Here is a 16,437-nt window from a genome sequence, read left to right on the forward strand (position 1 = left end):
AAATATATTAAAGGAATGAGGAGGGGAAAAACCTGCCGATTATTGAAGTAGGAATAAACGTAAATCAAGAAGAGATTCGCCGAAAGGTTAATGAAAAATTAGACAAAGCTATTCAGCAAGTTCTCTTTACTTGGGATATAAACGAAATGGCGAAACGAACCTGTATGAGTAAGTCCTTCTTGGAGAACGAATTTCTTGATGATCCACGAATGAAGTTACTGGAGCGACGTAAAGAAAAAGGTAAGCGGTTTTGGTTTTATGAGGAAAGCCTGATAGTGATGAAAGAATTAATGGATGAGTGGTAAATAAAAGAACGCGTGGACAGACGCTAAAAAATAAAGGGAAACTCTACTATTTTGTTGAATATTAAGGAGAAGGAAGGGGGGATGTAAAATGAAGATAAAAGATGTTCAAGATGACAAACTTGCAGTGTTGTTAAAACAACTTCCTCTCGCAAGCCTTCAAATGGGGCATAAACAAGTTAAAGGCACTGTGGTAGACTATTTGGATGTAAGTAATAACAGTGTGGAGATGGAATATGTTGTGGATCTCTTCAAAATGACTACTGATGAACTAATTAAAAAGTGGTTTGATGGTGAAGAAAAAGCAACGGATTTATTTTTCCAAATTCAAAATCTATCTAAAGAATAAAATTTTATGAGAGAGTATCCAAAAGGATGCTCTTTTTTGTGGTTAAAAGCTGAATAAGTATAATTTTTTTGAAACACTTATTTCATCTGTTTCGGAAAAATAAATTTCATCATTTTTAAAGCACTCAGGAGGGCCTCTAACAGTACATTTTTTTAGAGGGGTAATTAGGTGTTTTAGAGTTCAAAAGGTCGTAGAAATGACAAAGAATGACTATATGGGCTATTTTTATAGCCCTAAAGAAGGTTTCTTTAACAGAATACATAGACCTATATCCCAATCTAGTCGGGGGTATTCAAATGTGCATAGTTTAAGATAGAATGATAATATATATAACACTAGTGTTATTTAAAATTACAAATAACGCTACTGAGAAGGGGGAGAGAGGCTTACTATGAAGGAAAAAGGGAATATGCTATTATATGATCTTGATTTTCACAGGAGTGCTTTATCCCGTAAATCAAGTTTTTGCTTGTTAGAAATCAGGCAATGGGATGCGATATAGAAAATGAAAAAAGTAATCACTGCGTATCACGGTAGCGAAGAATTTATTCGGAATTTATTAAGTGGAGAGAAGTTAAAAAGGAAAAGTTTTGATCCTTTAGCTCTACCTGGTGATCTCGGTACAGGAACATATTTCTTTATAGATAACCCAATGCTGGCTTATGATTTCGTTGATAAGTTCGAGAGAGGGCGTCGAATAAATGTAATTGAATGTGTAATTGAGGTTGAGGAAGATGAAATATTAGACTTTAATCAAGATGAAGCATCTGATATGTTTTTCCAATTACGAGAGCAAGCTATAGAGCATGCCAAAAAGAAGTTTCCCAATTTAAAAGGTAATAGAGATTCTATCGATGGAATCATAATCGACCTACTTGTTAAATCAATTTTGGAAATGGATAAAAAAGTTATAAAAATGGTTGTAAAAGACACATATACGCCAACACTGAATTACTCATATATGAAAGGGAAGAGACACTTCTTTGGTTCTAATTTTGCTAATGGAACTGAATTATGTCTTCGCGATGTAAATTTAGTGAAGAAGGGAGTGCATTTTAATGGGATATAAATTTAAAGGTACTGCTGTTGATTATTTCAGTACTTTAACGGACGATATGATCAAAGAGGTTTTCGAAAATCATGGTTTTGATACAGGAGTAAATGAACTTCCATCAATTAAAAAGAATGAGGCTGTATTAGTGGAAGTAAAAAGTTCTAAATCAACAGATTTTGAGTTTCAAAAGACTTCTAAAGTTCAAAGTCTCTCTGCCTATAGACAAATAAAAGAAAAAACCCATACTAAAGAAGTTAATTTCATACAATATAACTATCATGAAGAGTACGCAATACATTTGAATCTTTTTGAAGAACTAAAAATTGAAGAAGAAAAGGAACTTGGTGTAGGTATATGATAGAAGAGTTGATCGATTTTATTGATATAAAAATAGTCGATACAGATTTCGAAGTGAATACAGACTTTGAGGGGGAAGATATTCATTACCAAGTGAACTTCCAACCTGCTTTCTATATAAACAAAGAAAATAAAACAGATGGAATAGTTAGAGTTGTAACTACTGTATTTGATGAAGATTTTAAAGAGAAAAATCAGCCATTTTATTTAGAGATGACTGTTCAAGGACACTTCAATTCAGAGAAAACAGGGAAAGAATTGTCTGAATTCTATATGAATTGTCTGAATATCACCATCCCTTATATCAGAAGTTATGTAACGACGTTCACTTCCTTAGCAGGAATAAATCCAGTGACTTTTCCGCCAATTAATATTTATGATCTTATTGAAAAAATAAGTTCTGAGGAAGATGAGGAATAAATATCATTGTCTTTTATGTATGGCTGGGCAACAATCCGGCAACAATGAAATGATTTCCTATAGTTTTCTATACAACGTGAAAATGAAAACCTTCTATATAATAGGGTTTTCACTACCCTATAGAAAGCTATATCTACCACTCTTCAATGGGCGGCATGATGTAAGCTCAATTAAATAATATTAATAATATGGGGTTTGCCTAATGGCAGACCTCGTTTTTTAAATGAAAAAGTAACAGAAAGGCAACATTTATATATAAGAAGATAGTTTTGTAAATATATCTTCATTTATTTAAATGAAATTATCCTTCGATTTAAGTGTAAGCCGAAAGTTAGTTGTATTTAAGGAATAATTCTAATTATAAAAAGTTGCATCGTTACATTTCTTTAGATATTATGTTTAAAGAAATATTTTTATGGCTATTATTACATGTTATCGTGTAAGTATTTCAACCTATCATTGTTTTGTGAGATTTGAATAAGAAGGTAAGGTCTATTTAAGGAGTGCTTATCAAAAGATATAAAAATGATGAAATGAATGCGTTCACATGAATAGTGAGCAAAACTTATTCTTGCAATACCACTTGAATCGCAAAATATTTTTTCCAAGTATTATAGCACCGGGATGGGCTTATCTAATTTATTTCAAATAGGTTAATAAAAGCTGAATTAGCAAAGAGATAGTAAAGGTGATGAATAGTGAAAAATACAAACGAAAATGTAAATCAAAAAGTAAAATTAGATGATGTTGCTAACGAAGCTGGTGTTTCGAAGACAACTGTCTCAAGAGTGCTGAATAATCGGGGGTACATAAGCGAAAAGACAAGAAAGAAAGTACATGAAGCCATGGAATTGTTAAATTATCATCCAAATGAAATAGCTAGGTCACTCTTTATTAATAAGACCTTTATCATTGGCCTTATTTTTCCAACTACAAATAATCCCTTTTATGGACAACTGATTTTCCATTTAGAGAATATCAGTGAAGCCTTAGGCTACAAAGTATTATTATGCAACAGTGAAGGTCGTGAAGATAAAGAGAAGAGTTACCTGGAAATGCTGCAAAGACACCAAGTGGATGGAATTATAGCAGGATCTCACAACAGAGGGATTCTAGAATATGACAACCCGCAACTCCCATTGGTTGGTATTGATCGATATTTATCTGAAAATACTCCGGTTGTCTCCAGTGATAATTATGATGGCGGGAAAAAGGCTACTCAATTATTAATTGATAAAGGTTGTAAAAAGATTATTCATATTAACGGTTCTCCTTCTTTGGAAACCCCTGCAAATTTAAGAAGAGAAGCTTACGAAGACGTAATGAAAGAAAATCAATGTTATCCCCAGAGTTATGTAATAGGTGAAAATGTTATAGAAACTATTTTTAATGAGAACCCAAATATTGATGGTATTTTTGCAAGTGATGACCTTATAGCGTCAAGTGTGATGAAAGAAGCAAAAAGAAGGAACATAAATATACCTGCTGATTTGAAAGTGATCGGCTATGATGGCTCAGAAATAACCAGAATGCTGTTGCCGGAACTAAGTACGATTCAGCAGCCAGTAAAGGAAATTGCAGATTTAGCAGTTCAACTATTACTGAAACAAATTAATGGTGAGACGGAATCGAAAATTGAATGGAAGCTACCAGTAAAGTTAATCGAAAGTGAAACAACATAAAAAGCATGATTAGTCAATATTTTAAATTTTTTGTTTTTTCATGTCAACCGGTTGACATGAAAAGGGGAGTTAACTATAATCAGATTTATAAGACAACATGTCAACCGGTTGACATGTTTAAAAAAATAGACGTTTTGTATCTTTACACTCTTATGAAAGCGTTAACGTAGTAGTGGTTAATGGAATCATAGAATGCGTTTTATTAATGGAGCCTAAGGAGGGGGAGGATATCATGGCTAGAATAGCATCAGAGAAAACCATTCAAGCAACAAAAAATAAAGAGAGCCGTAAAAACTACATTAAAAAAAATTTCGTCTTGTATTTGTTTTTAGTACCAGCTGTTGTCTTAGTATTTATATTTAATTACATACCAATGTATGGGGTTACAATTGCATTTAAAGATTTCAGTCCTATTAAAGGGATTATGGGAAGTGAATGGATTGGTTTCGATCATTTCATTAATTTTTTGCAATCTCCCAACTTTCAGCAAATATTCATGAATACGATAAAATTAAGTGCCTTCGAACTTCTTATCGGGTTTCCAATTCCTATTATTTTGGCGCTGATGTTAAATCAGCTGAGAAGGGCTAAAGTTAAAAAAAATGTTCAATTAATTATTTATGCGCCGTATTTTCTTTCAACAGTAGTCATATCGGGGATGCTCTTTATCTTTTTATCACCAGCAGGACCGATTAATGAATTTTTGACTTTATTTATGGATGAGCCCGTTGCCTTTATGACAGATCCGGCTTATTTCAGAAGTGTATTCATTGCATCCAGTGTCTGGCAGGTTGCAGGTTTTTCATCAATTATCTATGTTGCTGCACTTTCGAATGTTGATCCGCAGCTTCATGATGCTGCAACAATTGATGGTGCTTCACTTTTACAAAGAATCATTCATATTGATCTTCAAGTTCTTAAACCGACTATAGCCGTCCTATTTATTTTGGCAATTGGAGGAATTATGGGAGTTGGTTTTGAAAAAGCGTATTTACTTCAAACTGACATGAACTTGCCTGCTTCAGAGATTATTGATACCTATGTATACAAAAGAGGACTTCAGGCAGGAGATTGGTCATTTGGAGCTGCTGTAGGATTGTTTAATTCTGTTATTAGTTTGCTTCTACTGGTAATTGCTAATACTGTTGTCAAAAAGTTAAATGGTGAAACACTTTACTAGAAAGGAGCACAATCAATGAAATCTAAAATTGACCTTGTAAATAATTCGAAAACAGATAGAATGCTCCTCTTAATTAACAAAATCATTTTAATTTTAATTGTGCTCATTATTACTGCTCCACTTTTGTATGTTTTGTTTGGCTCCTTTCTGAGTCCGAATGTCTTGCTGACAAAAGGTATATCACTTAATCCTGATGACTGGACGCTTGATGGTTATATAAGAATATTCGAGGATGGTTCTATCGTTAGAGGCTTTCTTAACTCTATTATGTACGCAGGAGGATTCTCTATAGTCTCTGTTTTGTTTTCCATCCTTGCTGGGTACGCTTTATCCGTTGACAATTTAGCTGGAAAAAAGTTATTTATGCTTTTCTTTATTGTAACCATGTTTTTCAATGGCGGGATGATCCCTACATATTTACTGATTAAAGAGTTGGGTATGATCAATACACCGTGGGCAATCATACTACCAGGGGCAGTCAGTGTGTGGAATATAATACTTTCCAGAACATATTTTAAAGGATTGCCAAATGAACTGAAGGAAGCAGCAAGAATTGATGGTGCTTCAGATCTCAAAATATTTTTGAAGATTATCTTGCCGCTGTCCAAACCGATTATTTTTGTACTGGCTTTATATGCTTTTATAGGCCAGTGGAATTCTTATTTCAACGCAATGATTTATCTCGAAGATCAATCACTCTATCCATTACAGCTGGTATTGCGTGAAATTCTTATCCAGAACGAAGTGCAGCCTGGCATGATTGCAGATCAGCTTGCAAGAGCTGAGATTCAAAAAATTGCAGAAATGATAAAGTATTCTTCTATTGTAGTTTCAAGTTTACCATTATTGATTATGTATCCTTTTTTCCAAAAGTATTTCGAAAAAGGTGTAATGGTAGGCTCATTAAAATAAAGAAAGTGGGGAATTATTATGAAAAAGGTTTTGAAAGCAGCTTCATTGCTGCTGATTATCGGAACAGTAATTTCGGGATGTAGCGGCAATGATAAGAATACTTGGTCAGAGGATTATGGACTTTCTGACATTGCATTTCCTTTAGAAGAAAAAGTGACACTGAAGGTTATGACACAAAGCTCGCCTCTAGCACCTGAAGATCCAAATGAAAAGTTGATTAATCAGCGATCGGAAGAGAATACAAATGTTCAAATTGAATGGAGAAACTTTACAGGTGAAACATTTGCTGAGAAAAGGAATCTGGCAATGACTAGTGGGGATATGCCAGATGCAATTAGCAATGCTGGTTATAGTGATTATGAATTATTAAATTTGGCAGACGATGGTGCTATTATTCCACTGAACGAATTAATAGAAAATCACATGCCTAATCTGCAAGCAGTTCTGGAAAAAGCTCCAGAGTATAAAGAGATGATGACTGCACCGGACGGAAATATCTATGCATTCCCTTGGATAGAGGAACTGGGACAAGGAAAAGAAAGTATTCACTCAGTAGATAATTTCCCATGGATAAACGTAACATGGCTGGATGAATTGGGACTGGAAATGCCTAAAACAACTCAGGAATTAAAAGAAGTGCTAATCGCCTTCAAAGAGAATGATCTTGCTGGTGACGGACAAACAATTCCTATGTCATTTATTATAAATGACGGAGGACAGGACCCAGGATTCTTATTCGGTTCGTTTGGTCTGGGTGATAATTGGGATCACACCGTTGTAACTAATGATGGAGAAGTTAAATTGACATCCAGCGATGAAGGATACAAAGAAGCTATCAACTTCATGAATGAACTGCATAAGGAAGAATTAATTGATATCGAAGCCTTTGAACAGGACTGGTCTACTTATGTAGCTAAAGGCCAAGAAGGACGCTACGGCATGTATTTTACCTGGGATAAAGCAAACATTTCAGGATCGAATGACGATTATGCGCTTATGCCGCCTTTAGAAGGTCCGGATGGACAAAAAAATGTTGCCAGAACAAATGGGATGGGTTTTGATCGTTCGAAAATGGTTGTTACAGGTGCCAACCAAAATCTTGAATTAACGGCAAAATGGGTTGATGAATTCTATGACCCTCATCAGTCTGTGCAAAACAACTGGGGTACTTATGGAGATGAAGATATGCAGAATATCTTTGAACTTGATAAAGAGCAAAATATGTTAAAACATCTCGGTCTAGAAGGAACTGCACCTGTTGAATTAAGAGAGAGAACTTCCGTTGGAGGACCATTGGCAATACTGGACAGTTATTATGGGGAAATCACGACAAAGCCAGATGATGCTGCCGAGAGATTGGATTTAATGAAAGAAGTCATGGTTCCGCATATGAAAGCGGAAAATATATATCCGAAAGTATTTTTCAGTTTAGAAGAATTAGAGCGTCTTTCTACAATAGAAGCAGATTTATTGCCATATATTCAGCGGAAAAAAGCCGAATGGATTGGAAAGGGAACTGTAGAGGAAGAATGGGACCAATACCTGGAGGAGCTGGATCGTCTTGGTTTACAGGAATGGTTGGAAATTAAACAAAAAGGTTATGACCGTACTGCTAAGTAATGGAGGAGAACTAATTGACAAAACAGGAAATACTACAATACAGACCTAGTTTGCACTTTACAACGAAAAAAAATTGGTTAAACGATCCAAATGGATTAGTATATTTTAAAGGTGAATATCATTTGTTTTACCAACACAATCCCAATGAAAATATTTGGGGCCCAATGCACTGGGGACATGCTGTCAGCAAGGACTTGATTGCCTGGGAAGAGCTTGAAATAGCATTATATCCGGATGAGCACGGAACTATTTTTTCTGGAAGTACCGTGGTGGATTGGAATAATACGACAGGATTCTTTCCGGATGAGCCAGGTTTAGTAGCTATTTTTACGCACCACCAGGAAGCTAGTGCTGAAATCGTACAAAAACAAACGCAAAGTCTGGCGTATAGTAAAGACAATGGACGAACTTGGGTTAAATATGAGGGCAATCCTGTACTTTCTCATGCGTCAAAAAGTGATTTTCGAGATCCCAAGGTCTTTTATCATGAGAAAACAGAAAAATGGATTATGTCATTAGCTACTAGCCAAACTATTTCTTTTTATTCTTCATTAAATTTAATAGATTGGGAGTTTGAAAGTGAGTTTGGTGATAATGTAGGTTCCCATGATGGGGTTTGGGAATGTCCTGATCTATTTAAATTAAAAGCAGAAGATACAGAAGAAGAAAAGTGGATTTTGATCGTCAGTATCGGTGATAATGGAATATCAAACATGGGCTCGCGCACACAGTATTTTGTTGGTGCTTTTAATGGGTCTGTCTTCACATCAGAACATGATGACATCAGGTGGCTAGACTATGGGAGAGACAATTATGCTGGTGTAAGCTTTTCAGATATCCCGGAGGAGGATGGGCGCCGGATTTATCTGGGATGGATGAGCAACTGGAGGTATGCCAATGTGGTGCCTACGGATGGATGGAGAAATCAGATGACGATTCCAAGAGAGCTCCGTCTTCGTAACATAGAAGGGAAATATAAAGTCATTCAATACCCTGTGAAAGAACTAACTTCTTATTTTGAAAGAACTGTAGATATTCAAAACTATGAAGTAAATCCTTCCAATCCAAAGAGAATTGAAGTGAATGAGAGATATGTAGACTTGTTCCTGGATATAAAGAATGATGCGGATCAATTTGGTTTTACATTGAATCATACGGCAGCCCACACCACCACTATCGAGTATGATGCACAAAATCACGTTATATTATTGAATAGAAGAAATTCTGGAAATGTAGAATTTTCCGATATGTTTTCGACGGATCAAGAACTTAAAATGAGCGAGAGAAATCATGTTCAACTACGGGTGATTATTGATAAATGTTCGATAGAAATCTTTATCGATGATGGCGCTTATGCTATAACGAGTTTAGTATATCCTGACGAAACCTGTGAAAGCATAACACTTTATAGTAAGGGTGGAAATATGACCGTTAAGAATGGTTATGTTGCAATTCCTGCAAAAAATGCAACATTATAAAATGTGAAGTTTAATATTGTTAAGTTACTTAGAAAAGAGGAAGCATTTGATTGTTTCCTCTTTTTTATAATATTTCACATGTTAACGAGGGGAGTAAAAGTATGAGTGAACATACGTCTGTAGTTTGTATTGGAGAGTTGTTAATCGATTTTTATTGTAAAGATGCGGGAGATAATTTAGTGGAGGGAAATATCTTTGAAAAACAGGCTGGCGGAGCACCCGCTAACGTATGTGCCACCATTGTGAAATTGGGTGGAACTGCCTTATTCTGTGGAAAAGTTGGAAACGATCCATTTGGAAAATTTCTAAAAAATACTTTGGAAGAAATAAATGTTAATACTTCCATGCTTGTAGTTGATAATGTTAATCCAACTACACTTGCCTTTGTTTCTTTGATGGAGAATGGAGAAAGGGATTTTGTTTTTAACAGAGGTGCCGATGCATTTTTGAAGGAAGAAGAATTGGATATGGAGAAATTAAAAGAAGCTGCCATTCTCCATTTTGGATCTGCAACTGCTTTACTGGAAGGGCCGTTCCAATCTACATACCTAAATACAATGAAGTTGGCAAAAAAAAATGGGCAATTTGTTTCTTTTGATCCTAATTACAGATCAGATCTCTGGAAAGGGAAGAAAACTCATTTTATAGAGTTAACGAAACAAGGAGTTGCACTAGCTGACTTTGTAAAAGTCAGTCAAGAAGAATTAGAGATTATTACGGGTACAGAGGATCTTAGTAGCGGAATTCAGCTTCTACACCAAATGGGAACGAGTTTAATTGCACTGACACTAGGTGAAGAGGGAACTTTGATTTCTAATTACCATAAGCAAGAAATAGTTCCAAGTATTAAAATAGATTCCGTAGATTCGACTGGTGCGGGGGATGCATTTGTTGGCGCAATGCTGTACCAGCTTGCCAAAGAGAAGGATGCAAAAAAAGTCCTGGAGGACTTTGAGAAGATAAAAAAAATAACTTATCTAAGCAATAAAGTGGGTGCGATTGTTTGTACAAGAGTAGGTGCAATTTCTGCTATTCCAACTTTAGATGAAGTCATATAATATATAGGATAAAGAAGTTAATGCCATCAGCTGAAGAATCGATTTTGCCAGCTTAAATGGGGGTCCATGAAATTATGTATGGCACACAATGGTATATACGAATAGGAAATCTTGGATTTAATTTAGTATTGTTAAACTTGTTGTGGTTATTGTTTTCCTTTTTCGGTTTATTTATATTAGGAATTTTCCCTGCGACTGCGGCGTTATTTGCGGTAATGAGGCTTATTATCATGGAATCAGACAATGGTTCCATTATAAAGCTGTTTTGGGATAAATTTAAATCGGAGTTCATAGCATCCAACGTCGTTGGTTATATTATGCTGTTTATTGGATTAGTATTATATACAGATTTTAAAGTACTACACTATATAAATCAGGAGACGCTTTATATAATGCTGATGAGTGTGACGATGCTTGTTATATTCATATACCTTCTCAGTTTATTGTATATCTTCTCAGTATTTGTTCACTATGATTTAAAGCTTTGGCAGTACCCAAAGCACGCATTCATTCTTGTCATTGCCCGACCCTTGCATACTTTGATAATGGCAGCCAGTATAGTCACCATCTTATTTTTATATCTACAATTACCAGTATTAATATTGCTATTTGGAATAAGCTTAATTAGTTTTGTATTGATGAAAATCGCCCATTTATCTTTTTTAAAGAAAGAAGTTTAGTTGAATAATCTTGATCGAAAAGGATTCGATTTTATAAAAATCAGTTTTAAATTGCCGGTTTCCATAGAATCACTCCTTAGATTGTGATTCTATAAGTTAGTTAGTTCCAAAATTTTTAAGAGCGCTATGTTTTACATCCTATGAAAAGGCAAAATATGCTCCCACATATGGGCGGCATGATGTAACAGATTCTTCAGGTTCTCAATTTTTCAAGGACTAAAGAATGTTTCATCGAACAGGGGTCATGTATTGGTCATATTAAATCTAAATCCTGAAAACCTCTCGCCAATTCATTGAATTGGCGAGAGGTTTTTTTGTCAGAAATTCTCTACCGATTCTCCTACAAATAAAAAGGGGAAACCTAAATATGTTCAAATCATGTCGGCTAATTCACAACTTTTTCCGTATGTGACGACTGTCACTAGCGCTCTATTCGGCTGTCCTGTAAGTTAGCTGTAGACCGCATACTTTGATAGTAAATTTGCATTTAGAGGAGAAGTTTGAATGAAGAAAATCGCTTGGATTACAGATACTGCTGCGCAACTGGATGAGGCTTTTATCCAAAAACACAATGTACACATCCTGCCTCTTAGTGTGGTTTTTTCTGATGGATCGTTTCGTGAATCGATTGACCTTACACAAGAAGAGTTTTACGATAAATTACGTTTAGCGAAAGCCTCACCGAAAACTTCGCAGCCTGCAATTGGCGAAATGATTTCTTTATATGAAAAGCTTCAAGAAGAAGGGTATGATTTTGCGATTGCGCTGCACTTATCAAGCGGGCTTTCAGGAACGTTTGAAAGCGCGCAGGCAGCTGCAAAAATGTCCGATTTCAAAGTCTATCCAATCGATTCCAAGATTGGTTCTTTCCCAATGGTGAAAATGATTGAAACTGGTGATAAGCTGTTGGCCAATGGCAAAAGTGTAGATGAAGTAGTTGAAGCTATTACTGAAATGACGACTAAATCGAAGTTGTCTTTTATTCCTTCAAGCTTAAAGCAATTGCATAAAAGCGGGCGTGTTTCGGGAACACAGGCATTTGTCAGCAATTTGCTGAACATTAAATTGGTCATCAGTTTTGAGGACGGCAAACCGGTCATGAAAGAAAAAGTCCGGTTGAACAAGCGGGCAAAAGAAAAGGTGACTTTATCGCTTCGTGCAGATATGGAACGGAGTGCTGTGCCGGAAGTGGCTGTGATTCACTGCAATAATGCCAATGATGCAGAAATCTGGAAAAACGAGCTGCTGCAGGAGTTTCCGGATTTAAAAGTGCAGGTTATTTCATTGAGCGTGTGTGTAGCTGTACATGCTGGTGAAGGAACAACCGGGTTGAGTTGGGTTGCTGATTGAATTTTTTGTAAAGTTGATTCGTGTGTAAAGTGAGGAAGAATCCGTAATGGACTCTTCTTTTTTTATTTGGTTAAAATGCAGCGAATGGAGCTTTGGCACCTAAGAAAACTCTGGTCTTCCGATGCCGTTATACAAGAGGAAAAGTTGTTGAACGCACCTTCCACTTGTATGTTAAGCTTTAAGAAATACTGTAAGATACAGGACTTTTAGAAAAATGAAAAACAGACATGAATTTGTTGTGTTTACCTGACATCTGATTGCCGGATAAAAGAAAAATATGACAATAAGGGGGTGTTTGCTTTATGGCAACGGCATTTCAAGAGTTGCAGATGTACAAAAATTTTGATGAGTTGAGCAGTGATGTACTGGATCTGGCAAAAGAAATATTGCCAGATCAATTGCTTTATTTAACTTCCTTCAGCGACACGCAGCAAATGATTCTGAAGCTCTCGAATGATGATACAAATATTGTCATTACCGAAGGACTGGTTATAAACCTTAACGAAACCGTGTGCAATCGAATTGATTTTGACAACAAACAACCATTGATTTACGAGGATACAAGAAAAGAAAGCAGTTTGGACAGTTTAAGAGATGCACTTGAAGAGGCCAACATCAGATCATATTTGGGAATCCCGATTTCTTTGATGAATGGCGAAAGGTTTGGAACTTTGTGCGCCGTGCACGATGAAGAAAGCCAGTTTGACAAAAAGAGTGTCGAATTGCTGCAAAGAATCGTCAGGATGTTCTCCTATTATTTGTATTTGGAACGCTTTGCCTATAGAGATTCGCTGACCGAACTATACAACAGACGGTACCTTACGAAGTTTTTTGAAGATGATGCTAAAGCGGGTGGGGTGCTGTTCTTTCTTGATTTGGATGGATTTAAAAAGGTCAATGATTTATACGGCCATGATACAGGGGATTTAGTATTGAAAGAAGTCGCTTCTAGGCTTCAGCTTTTTGCAGCTGAACATCAGGATGCCTTTGTGGTTAGATTGGGAGGCGACGAATTCATCGTTCATTTCTCCAATGTTTCCAGCAGAGAAGAAATGAGCAAGCAAGCAGCAGATGTACTTCATAATTTAAATGACTGGGATGAAGAATACCACCTCTCTGCCAGTATGGGAATTGTGACATATCCGGTTGACCACACTGACGATTTAAAAATACTTTTAAAAAATGCAGACCAAGCATTGTATGATGCAAAAATTTCAGGAAAGAACAGATATAAATTCTTTTCGTAGAGCAGGCGATTTTATGCATGAGAACAACTCTTAACCTATACGTATGAGGTTGAGAGTTTTTATCTGTCTTTTTCTTTGCCAGTCCAAATGCCTGGTCTGCTCACGGCTAAGAGGATGTAAAATCGCATTGTTTAAATAGTTTCTATAATTTTTCAGGAAGAGTAGGAGATAAATTCCGGCATGAACCTTGTCGTTTGGAACAGAGCCAGAAATGAACTTTCTGAAAGTGTCCTGACGCACCACCCCTCAGCCACATTGTTAAACACCTCTCAATATTTATGCTAAACTTAAGTGAATATAGTTAAATATTGTATGAAATAAAAGTCGATAGGGCAGATTCAATTCTGTTATTTTTTTACTTCACCTACCTGAATTACTAAGAAAGTAAACTATAATAACAATCGAGGTGCTTTATGGAGATCACATTTCAGGAATTAGAGATGTACAAGAATTTTGAAGAACTGGCGAGTGATGTGCTTGGCTTGGCCAAAGAAATTTTGCCGGATCATTTGTTTTATTTAAGTTCTATTAATGGCAGTAAACAACTGATTTTGAAGCTTTCTGACCATGAAACCAGTATACCAATGGCTGAAAACATGATGTTGAATATTAGCGACTCCTTGTGCCACCAGGTCGATTTCGAGAAAAAAAAACCGGCGATTTTTGAAGACACGAGAGAAGCAAACGAATTAGATTACTTAAGAGCAGGGCTTGAGGGAGCTAATGTCCGCTCTTATTTAGGTATTCCAATTTCGCTAGTAAACGGAGAAAAGTTTGGGACATTGTGTGCGGTAAATGATAAAACCAGTCATTTTGATAAAAAAAGCATCAACTTATTGCAGCGAATTGTTCGGATGTTTTCTTATTACTTAAATCTGGAACGGTTTGCTTACCGCGACTCATTGACGGATCTCTATAATAGACGATATTTATCCGAGTTTTACGAGCAAAATGCCGAACACGGGGGCACAATGTTTTTCATGGATTTGGATGGATTCAAAAAAGTGAACGATGTGCATGGCCACGATGCTGGAGATCTGGTATTAAAAGAAGTCGCTTCAAGGCTTCAGGAATTTGTCAGGCAGCATTCTGATTCCTTTGTCGTCAGAATTGGCGGTGATGAATTTGTTGTTTATTTCGCTGCGGTATCGAGCAAGGAAGATATGACTCGACAGGCAGAAAAGTTGCTCGAAAGCTTAAGTACATGGGATGCCGACTACCAACTTTCTGTGAGTATCGGAATTGTCACGTATCCGGTAAATGGCAGGTATGATTTACAGGCGCTTTTGAAAAATGCAGATCAGGCATTGTATCGTGCAAAAAATTCTGGGAAAAACACATATAGCTTTTTCTAAGCGGTTCTTCCAACACGCACACGGATTCAAAAAAAATAAATCTATAAGTTATGCTTGATAGGACAGCAGAACTTGAGGGGGAGTTTACAAAATGGGAGAACTAAGTCAATTGCAAAACGTATACAACCAATCCACCTACAAGTTGACGGGCCATGGTGCGCGGGATGTTCAAGTGTTGAAAGAAGCTATTCAACGTGCAGATGATGAGTTGCTGAGTGATTTGTATGGAAAAGGCAAAGTGATCGAGGATTTTCAAGAGAAAATGGCTGCCCTATTAGGAAAAGAGAGCGCTGTCTTTTTTCCGAGCGGCACCATGGCCCAACAAATTGCTCTGCGCATCTGGTGTGATGAAAAAGGGCTACAGAAAGTAGCTTACCATCCGCTTAGCCATCTAGAAATTCATGAAGAAGATGGGCTAAAAAAATTACATAACATTGAATCGGTTTTTCTAACTGATCGTGACCACGTAATCGAATTGGATGATGTACTGAAAATGGAAGACGGGGTAGGGGCTGTGCTACTGGAACTGCCGCAACGCGAAATCGGCGGGCAATTGCCGAGCTTTGAAACACTCGAACAAATTTCACAGCATTGCCGTGACAAGCAAATCAGGCTGCATCTAGATGGAGCGCGGCTGCTTGAAGTTCTGCCTTATTATCAAAAGACGGCGGCTGAAGTTTGTGCGCTGTTTGATAGTGTGTACCTATCTTTGTACAAAGGGATAGGCGGAATTGCTGGTGCGATATTAGCCGGGGATCGAGATTTTACGGAGCAGTCAAAAGTTTGGAAAAGAAGGCATGGCGGTGATTTAATTAGTTTGTACCCTTACATTATCGCAGCAAATTATTACTTTGATCTGCGTTCACACAAAATGGAACAGTATTTCGAAGAATCCAAGGAACTTGCGGCAGCGTTTAATTCTTGCTATGGCACTTCCACACTACCTGTTTTTCCTGTTTCAAATATGTTCCATGTCCACTTCCAGCAAGCTAAAGAGCAAATAGAATCTATGTTGTTAGAGTTGGAACAAGAAATGGGAGTTGGAATAACCACTCATTTAAAAGCGAACGGAGGACAGTCGTGTTCGTTTGAAGTGAGCATGGGAGATCAGTATTCCCAAGTACCTAAAGAACTTGTAAAAAAGGTATTTGAGCAGCTTGATAAAAGCATGAAACATCATTTCAAAGACTAGAAGCTGGTATCGAACAGCTGTCAATAGTATAAACCTCTCTGCAATTCGCCGAATTGTGGAGAGGTTTTTTATTGCCGGTTCAGTATTCTTATTTCCTAAATTGTCCCCGGGAAATAAACAAGTACCAATTATACATATACACCGATGTTTAAAGCCCGCCGCTTTCCACAAACGGACGATTCGTGTAAACTGTATAAGGTT

Annotated in this window: 16 protein-coding genes; all 16 read left to right on the forward strand. The window is 36.7% G+C overall.

All coding sequences use genetic code 11. From position 1 onward, the window contains the following. Positions 1–146: 146 nt before the first annotated feature. Positions 147–305 carry a hypothetical protein gene (locus tag GJB59_RS03935; protein ID WP_185960092.1) on the forward strand — a complete coding sequence of 53 codons (159 nt, stop codon included), beginning with the start codon at positions 147–149 and terminating at the stop codon, positions 303–305. Between the two features lie 88 nt (positions 306–393). Further along, on the forward strand, positions 394–651 hold the full coding sequence (locus GJB59_RS03940; RefSeq protein WP_142829040.1) for a hypothetical protein: 258 nt from the start codon (positions 394–396) through the stop codon (positions 649–651). Between the two features lie 505 nt (positions 652–1,156). Next, complete coding sequence (locus tag GJB59_RS03945; protein WP_142829042.1) at positions 1,157–1,720, forward strand: hypothetical protein; 564 nt, start codon at positions 1,157–1,159, stop codon at positions 1,718–1,720. Beyond that, positions 1,710–2,063, forward strand: coding sequence for a hypothetical protein (locus GJB59_RS03950; protein WP_142829045.1), 354 nt, complete (start codon positions 1,710–1,712; stop codon positions 2,061–2,063). Before GJB59_RS03945 ends, GJB59_RS03950 begins: the two co-directional genes overlap by 11 nt. Further along, positions 2,060–2,482 carry a protein-export chaperone SecB gene (locus GJB59_RS03955; RefSeq protein ID WP_142829063.1) on the forward strand — a complete coding sequence of 141 codons (423 nt, stop codon included), beginning with the start codon at positions 2,060–2,062 and terminating at the stop codon, positions 2,480–2,482. Before GJB59_RS03950 ends, GJB59_RS03955 begins: the two co-directional genes overlap by 4 nt. Positions 2,483–3,180: 698 nt before the next feature. After that, positions 3,181–4,164 (forward strand): LacI family DNA-binding transcriptional regulator, encoded by a 984-nt coding sequence (locus GJB59_RS03960; RefSeq protein WP_142829065.1) that lies wholly within the window; start codon positions 3,181–3,183, stop codon positions 4,162–4,164. A 232-nt stretch (positions 4,165–4,396) separates the two neighbouring features. Further along, on the forward strand, positions 4,397–5,344 hold the full coding sequence (locus GJB59_RS03965) for an ABC transporter permease (RefSeq protein WP_142829067.1): 948 nt from the start codon (positions 4,397–4,399) through the stop codon (positions 5,342–5,344). Positions 5,345–5,359: 15 nt separating this feature from the next. Further along, the gene (locus tag GJB59_RS03970; protein ID WP_142829069.1) at positions 5,360–6,256 is read left to right on the forward strand and encodes a carbohydrate ABC transporter permease; all 897 of its coding nucleotides are present in this window, start codon (positions 5,360–5,362) and stop codon (positions 6,254–6,256) included. A gap of 18 nt (positions 6,257–6,274) precedes the next feature. After that, a complete protein-coding gene (locus GJB59_RS03975; RefSeq protein WP_142829071.1) occupies positions 6,275–7,876 on the forward strand; it encodes an extracellular solute-binding protein in 1,602 nt (533 codons plus the stop codon). Between the two features lie 14 nt (positions 7,877–7,890). After that, on the forward strand, positions 7,891–9,354 hold the full coding sequence (locus GJB59_RS03980; RefSeq protein WP_142829073.1) for a glycoside hydrolase family 32 protein: 1,464 nt from the start codon (positions 7,891–7,893) through the stop codon (positions 9,352–9,354). A gap of 101 nt (positions 9,355–9,455) precedes the next feature. Next, positions 9,456–10,412, forward strand: a complete 957-nt coding sequence (locus GJB59_RS03985) for a carbohydrate kinase family protein (RefSeq protein WP_142829074.1) — start codon at positions 9,456–9,458, stop codon at positions 10,410–10,412. Between the two features lie 74 nt (positions 10,413–10,486). Continuing rightward, positions 10,487–11,092, forward strand: coding sequence for a YesL family protein (locus GJB59_RS19340; RefSeq protein ID WP_185960093.1), 606 nt, complete (start codon positions 10,487–10,489; stop codon positions 11,090–11,092). 504 nt (positions 11,093–11,596) lie between these two features. Next, entirely contained in the window at positions 11,597–12,442 is an 846-nt protein-coding gene (locus GJB59_RS03995) for a DegV family protein (RefSeq protein ID WP_142829077.1), read from the forward strand. 302 nt (positions 12,443–12,744) lie between these two features. Beyond that, entirely contained in the window at positions 12,745–13,689 is a 945-nt protein-coding gene (locus GJB59_RS04000) for a sensor domain-containing diguanylate cyclase (protein ID WP_142829079.1), read from the forward strand. Positions 13,690–14,102: 413 nt separating this feature from the next. Then, positions 14,103–15,044, forward strand: a complete 942-nt coding sequence (locus GJB59_RS04005; protein WP_142829082.1) for a sensor domain-containing diguanylate cyclase — start codon at positions 14,103–14,105, stop codon at positions 15,042–15,044. 91 nt (positions 15,045–15,135) lie between these two features. Further along, positions 15,136–16,236: a threonine aldolase family protein gene (locus GJB59_RS04010; protein WP_142829084.1), complete on the forward strand. Its 1,101-nt coding sequence runs from the start codon at positions 15,136–15,138 to the stop codon at positions 16,234–16,236. Positions 16,237–16,437: the final 201 nt, after the last annotated feature.

It is taken from the genome of Planococcus soli, assembly GCF_016881065.1.
Classification (GTDB): domain Bacteria; phylum Bacillota; class Bacilli; order Bacillales_A; family Planococcaceae; genus Planococcus; species Planococcus soli.